Annotated in this window: 5 protein-coding genes; 1 reads left to right on the top strand and 4 read right to left on the bottom strand. The window is 45.9% G+C overall.

Features of this window, described 5'->3' with window-relative positions; all coding sequences use genetic code 11:
• Positions 1-370 precede the first annotated feature (370 nt).
• Complete coding sequence (gene clpX / locus G632_RS0117105; protein ID WP_022770753.1) at positions 371-1,927, bottom strand: ATP-dependent Clp protease ATP-binding subunit ClpX; 1,557 nt, start codon at positions 1,925-1,927, stop codon at positions 371-373.
• 11 nt (positions 1,928-1,938) lie between these two features.
• The gene (locus G632_RS0117100; RefSeq protein WP_051154983.1) at positions 1,939-4,491 is read right to left on the bottom strand and encodes a hypothetical protein; all 2,553 of its coding nucleotides are present in this window, start codon (positions 4,489-4,491) and stop codon (positions 1,939-1,941) included.
• Between the two features lie 85 nt (positions 4,492-4,576).
• Here G632_RS0117100 and G632_RS0117095 point away from each other — a divergent pair, with 85 nt between their 5' ends.
• Entirely contained in the window at positions 4,577-5,026 is a 450-nt protein-coding gene (locus G632_RS0117095) for a DUF402 domain-containing protein (protein ID WP_242826456.1), read from the top strand.
• On the opposite strand, the gene G632_RS0117090 is transcribed toward G632_RS0117095, so the two are convergent.
• Positions 5,020-6,219: a cell wall hydrolase gene (locus G632_RS0117090; protein ID WP_022770750.1), complete on the bottom strand. Its 1,200-nt coding sequence runs from the start codon at positions 6,217-6,219 to the stop codon at positions 5,020-5,022. The two genes, G632_RS0117095 and G632_RS0117090, sit on opposite strands and share 7 nt — an antisense overlap.
• A 4-nt stretch (positions 6,220-6,223) precedes the next feature.
• A complete protein-coding gene (locus G632_RS0117085; protein WP_022770749.1) occupies positions 6,224-6,706 on the bottom strand; it encodes a deoxycytidylate deaminase in 483 nt (160 codons plus the stop codon).
• Positions 6,707-6,726: the final 20 nt, after the last annotated feature.

Raw genomic sequence — 6,726 nt, 5'->3', positions numbered from 1 at the left:
CACCGAAAGCATGCTTATCAATTAAACTACACGAGGGCTATCCACATATGTCGCCATTTTCTATCAATAAAGAAGGAAGCTCCTCCTGACGTGGAATTCCTCATCAGTAAAGAGCTTCTTCCAATCCGACCTGGACGCAAAGACCCTCGCAAAGTCAAAGTCCAAACCGCTATAAGCTTTCTGTACAGAGTAGCTTAACAAACTAATTATACTATCATTTCGGCAGATGGACATCTGCCTATTTTCTATGCCCTGAAGGTTTAAAAACCATCAAAAAAAGAGAACTGATTACCTTATTCAGGTTCTCAGTTCTCTATTTCTTTTTGTTGTCATCTTATCTTAATGACATTGCCCTTAACGGGGTTCTTTTTTATACTTCTTTTGCCTCTTCCGTATTGAGTTTCGGAAGCTTTGGCACGCTCTCGCCCCTTATCTCAATGATCGGCGAAGCCTTTCCTTCTATATAATCCCTGGTGATGGTCACGCGACCGATGTTCTCATCCTTGGGAATCTCATACATGATATCCAGCATGAACTCCTCGATGATCGCACGAAGAGCTCTTGCTCCGGTCTCTTTTTCCATAGCCTTCTCGGCAATAGCTTCAAGAGCGGAATCATCAAATCTAAGATCAACTTCATCAAGCGCAAGAAGCTTCTGGTACTGCTTGAGGATAGCGTTCTTGGGCTCCTTCAAGATCTGAACCAGCATGTCTTTATCAAGGGCACGCAGTGTGCAGATGATAGGAAGTCTTCCCAGGAACTCCGGGATCATACCAAACTTCTTGAGATCCTCAATGGTTACGTTGGTAAGAATATCCGGATCATTCTCGTACTTGTCCTTAAGGTCGGCATCAAAACCGATGGAAGTCTGCTTGTTGAGTCTCTGGGTTATGATCTCCTCAAGATCCGGGAATGCACCTCCGCAGATAAAGAGGATATTTCTGGTATTAACGGTTGCAAGAGGAACCATGGCGTTCTTGCTGCCGGCACCTACCGGAACTTCCACATTGGATCCCTCAAGGAGCTTGAGCATTCCCTGCTGAACGGACTCTCCGCTGACATCACGGGATGTGGTGTTCTTCTTCTTGGCAATCTTGTCTATCTCGTCGATGAAGATGATACCGTGCTCGGTCTTCTCTACATCGTTGCCGGCTGCTGCCAGGAGCTTACTTACTACGCTCTCGATATCATCACCGATGTATCCGGCTTCTGTCAGTGATGTGGCATCTGCGATGGCAAGCGGCACATCAAGGAGTCTTGCCAGTGTCTTGACCAGATATGTCTTACCGCTTCCAGTAGGTCCAAGAAGCAGGATGTTAGACTTCTCAATCTCGATCTCGTCCATAGTGTCTGTCGCAACTCTCTTGTAGTGGTTGTAAACAGCAACACTCATGACCTTCTTGGCCTTATCCTGTCCGATGACGTACTCATCGAGCTTGGCCTTTATCTTGTGAGGAGCGGGAATATCCTTGATGTTGATGACGGGCTTTTCAGCCTTCTCACTCTTTTTCTTGATCTTCTGTGAGTTGGGGATTCCTCCGCCTAAGTTATTTCCGCCATTAAACCCGTCCATGTTAAAGAATCCGAAGTTAGGAAAGCCTCCTGAATTCTTGTTGAGTTCATTCATAAGATTCGGGTTGTTCAAGAGATTATTGTAATCAAACTGGCTGACTGCCTCCATGGTCTTGTGCATGCAGTCATCACATATACATATATTGTTGGGAAGGTGGAACATCTTGCCCGCCTTGCTCTCAGGCCTTCTGCAGACAAAGCACACATCCTCGTACTGAGGCTGCTCTGTCTTCTTATCATCGCCTGAAGCATCCTTAGCAGAAGCATCCTTAACATCTTTTTCTTCAGATGTCAGCTTCTCCCCTTCTTCATTGACCTCTCTGAAATCGAGATCGTCGTTTCTGTTATCTGTCATTGCCTATCCTTTCATTTTATATAAGTGATGAAATGGTAACCATTATCGGAAAAGAGCTTGTCCGAATCATTCATTCCATACTTATAAACCTGACCTGTCTGCGGATTCATAAGCACCGTGTTGAGGTCATTGAAACCGATCACCAGCATCGATGATCCGTCATTTAACATTGCCAGAACCGGTATGTCCTGATTGACATAGTATAACATAGCTGACAGCGGACAACCATCCAGTTCCAATATCTGGGCATCCGGGAGCGAGCTCTTTAAGATGCTGACTACGCTCTCGCCCTCATCAAGAAGTGACTGAACATTCCTGTTGATGCCCTCATACCTGAGCATCAGATCGATGCAGACAGCAGTTGAACTGATCTCGTCCATACCCTCATAGCTCTCGGCGGTTCTTGTTATGGTCATGTTCTGGTTTGAGCGAAGGAGATTTCCCTTGAGCCATACATAATCATTATCATCACCGACAACCATGCCCGGCGCATCGTTTGCAAGCTTGACAGCATCCGCCGGATTGGTATAGATAGCCCTGATTCCATCCATGCCATATACATAGTAAAAGGGCTTTTCCTTGGTATCTCTTTCTATATCGGGCTTAACATTTCTGCTGCCCTCAAACAGCGTTTGATTAGGTGTAAGAACTCTTAGCTGTTTGGACTTAATGTCACTCTTAGTTGTGATCTGAACAATTTTCTCAAATACATCTACAGAAACAACTGTTACCAGGTTGCTTCCGGTCTCCGGTTTGAGTGTGCTGGTTATCTGATCGTCGTAGGTTGAAATATAATTCTCACCGGATTCATCCTTTACAACTCTGGTGAGCTTAATCTGATTCTCTCCGATTGACACACCTGTCACATAAATATCGCTTGGATGGTAGTTTTCAAGGATGTTTCCATCAAGGTCACCAATCCTTATATTGTACATCGCATAAAGAGGATTGCCCATGGTATCTACGCCAACGTCCGATGCATGGCACAAACCATATACAAGATCCTCTCCCATAAATCCCAGCAGGATTATGTGATCACCCGGATCCGCCTTTATCTCTGATTCCACTCTGTTACTGAGGTTCATGAGCTTAAGGCTCTTTAGATCACTCTGCCATGCTATGGTGCTCTCAGACCTTGAGATCTTGTATTCACCTGCTCCGATGTTCTGAGCCACGAGGCTGGCTGACTTGCCAAGCAGATCTATGGCGTAAATATTCTGATCCAGCATTACGTAAAAGATATCTGCGCTGCTTGCGTAGGCTATGTTCGAAACGTAGTTACAAAGGATCTCCGCAGACTGCACGCTCTCTACAAAAGCCTGCTCCTCCACTGAATTCATAGCCGAATCATAGTCATAGACTGCGATTCCCACAGCACCTTCATGGATTCCTCGGTTCATATAACCTGCAACAGCAAACCTTACGTTTCCTGCCTCATCCACCTTCAAGATCTTGATGGAATGATCCTGCCATCTGGTCCTTGGGTCATCGTTATTTGTATCGTAGAAGCCAAAGAGGTAAGCGAGCTTACTCTCTGAGTTGTTGAACATGTAAAGCCTGTTCTCACTGACAAAAGCAAAGGCGCTTCCGCCGCTGCTCTCCACCAGCTGAAGGTCAGGACTTGAAATATTCATTGCAATAGTGTTGGTTCCAAGCGCATAGGAAGATGAATCAAACACATAGTTCATGGTCCTCTCAAAGTTGAGAAGGTACATTCTGTCCGACGTATATCTTACCCTGTAGCACTCCGTCACATTGTAGAGCCTGCTGGCAGTACCATCTTTGATATTAACCCTGTACATGAGCTCGTAGATACCGGTCTGTCCATGAAGGTCCTTAACAAAAACCTCCGGCTCTGTATGCTTTGTAACCGTCATATCTCCCCAGGTCACCTGGTTAAAGCTCGAGTGAATGTTCACCTTATTGAAGGTAGTGTTGTCGCCATCACCGTTGGACTCAAGATACTTGGTGTACTCCTGGGCCTCCGTCTTACTGAAGGTCGCCTCGGAAAATCCCAGAACGAAATCCAGCTCCTCATCCATGTAGTACTTGGAATCGTCCTCAGTCCACACAAACCTTGAGTAGTATCTGGCCTTTCCGATCTCAGTGTCCATGAGGATAACAAGCATGTACTCCTGGCCCGGGTTTATAAGGTCTTTCAGGACAAAAGAGCCTTCGATGTAATCCGCGTTTTCCCTGTAATCTGTGATCTCTGTGTTCTCGACAAGGCTCTTGCCGTCTATGCTCCTTACTTCAAAGCCCAGATTCCAGACCTTGTTTCCGAAAGTATTTACCTTGTAGTGAACATCCCTTGCTGCTCCGATCGGCATTATAGTGCCGCGCAGGTAGCTTAGATCAATCTCTGAAGTGTAGCCGTGAAGAGGATTTACCTCTCTGTCCCCACTGACAAGCGTCACCATGGGAAGTGTGGCCTCAGACATGGGGGCAGACATATCTGCATTGTCCCCATTGGAGAAGTGACTTACGACAAGCATCGCTATGACAAGAACTACTATAAAGTAGATTGTTTTTAATATTGTTAGTCTAATCGATTTATCCTGCATAATTGACTTTCAATTTTCGCTAGTATATTATTTTTGTATGAATAATTTAACGCTATTTCGCAGGCGCTTCATCCCGGATGAATGCGTGGAACTTAAGGATGATATTATTCTAAAGCGGACGGATTCCATGATCGTGACCAAGTGGCACGTTATCAAGGAGCGCCGCGATTTTTCTGATGGCTATTCCTGTTTTTACCTGGACAGAGGCTACAGGATCAGCAAGTTTTTAAAAAGAGACGGCGAACTTCTCTTCTGGTACTTCGACGTGGTTGACTATGAGCTAAACGAAGCCAAAAACGAGCTTCATATCATAGACCTTCTTGCTGACGTTGTTGTTTACCCCTCAGGTAAGATCAGGGTTGTGGACCTGGACGAGCTGTCCGAGGCCTTTGAGAAGCGCCTCATAAACGAGACTCTTCTTAAAAAGAGCCTGCTCTCTCTGAACAGGCTCCTGAATGAAATCTATACAGATGGTATAGAGCCACTTGCGGCCCCTATTGAAGAACTTATAAAAGCTGAAGGCAAAGATCAGTAGAATACATGCCCACCAATGTTGATTCCTGAAAGTCCCGGCACCGGCGTTCTGAAATATACGCAGTTGCCTACATTCGAATAACCTTTCATTGCTTCATCGGCAGCCTGGTAACAGGCTGCTGTTGCTTTTCCATCGGCAAGTGCCAGTGCAAGCCTTCCGCTTGATGCCGGTGAAAACTGCTTGTTCTGATAAATAACTCCAACCACCGTATCCGGATAAACTGAAGATAATACCCTGTTGATAACAACTGCACCAACGGCCAGCATACCATCGTAGGGTTCTGACCCGGCCTCACAGTATATAAGGTTTGCCAAAAGATATCTGTCTCCCTCGGCAAAGGTAACTTCCGAAATATTCCTCCAGGTGGAGTTCTTGGCAAGTCTGGACATCCTCATCTCTTCGGCAAGCTTGGCCTCAAGCTTTTTGATGTCCGCTTCCTGCGCCTTTATCTGATCCTCAAGTGCCTGGGCCTTGGCTTCGGCATCTGAGATATCGTTGGCATATTGCTTGATGGATCCGGAGGTCTGATTCACTAGGCCTGAAACTCTGCTCTGCTCGGCCTGTTCCTTGACCTTATAATCCTCAAGCTGCTCTCTTTCCTGTTCCAGAACAGCCTCTTTTTCCTCGATGAGCTGCCTGGTCTCAACGTATTCATTGAACATCTTGCGGTCGTAGGCCGAAAGCTGTTCAATATAGTTGTTCTTGTTAAGGAAATCCGCGAAATTGTTGGCTCCGAAGAACATTCCAAGCATCATGTTATTCTGCTTCTCATACATGAACTGAATGCGCTTCTTCATGGAAGCATACTGTTCTTCTTCAATGTTCCTTGCTGCTTCCAGCTCAGCCAGGGTGTTCTCGATCTCGGTTTCCTTATCGCCGATCTGCTCTTCCAAAGACTCAAGATTGTTACTGACCTCAGTCAGCTGAGAGTTCAAGTTGTTCAGCTGCCCCTGAAGTGAGGATTTCTCCTCATTCATCTCGGCAATGTCATCCTTGGTATCCTCGAGCTGACCCTGAGTCTGCTCCTTGGCCTTCTTGGCATTCTCAAGCTGCTGCTTGGTAGAATCCGTGGCGCCTGCAGTTATTGGCATGCTTACAAAGAGCATGATGACCACACAGAAAAGAGCTGTCGTCTTCAAAAGAACTCCGGTTATGAAATTGTCTTTTGCAAAAAAGCTCTTCCTGTGATTCATGGTGTCAGATAGTGATCTTGATGGCCCTTCCGCTTCTTGTGTACTGATAATATCTCACACCGGCAGCGTCGAACATCTTCTTGGATGCCCTTGTTGACGGTGTCTGGCTGTATTTGTCATCGTCATATACAACCGTTTTAATGCCGGACTGTATTATAGCCTTGGCACATTCATTACACGGGAAAAGAGATACATAAATCTTGGCACCCACAAGACTTCCGCCACGGTAGTTTAAGATGGCGTTAAGCTCGCTGTGGGTAACGTACGGATACTTGGTGCAAAGCTCATCATCGCTTTCTCTGTCCCAGGGAAACTCCTCATCTGAGCACCCTTTCGGAAAGCCGTTATATCCCATGGAAAGGATGTTGTTATCTTCGCTTACAATGCAGCTTCCAACCTGAGTATTAGGGTCCTTGGAACGCATGGCTGCAAGCTTTGCAACACCCATGAAATATTCATCCCAGGAAATGTAGTCTTCACGCTTCATATGATCTCCCCCCATATTTG

The sequence above is a fragment of the Butyrivibrio sp. NC2007 genome (assembly GCF_000421405.1).
Lineage (GTDB): Bacteria > Bacillota > Clostridia > Lachnospirales > Lachnospiraceae > Butyrivibrio.
This window is presented reverse-complemented; position numbering and strand designations above follow the sequence as displayed.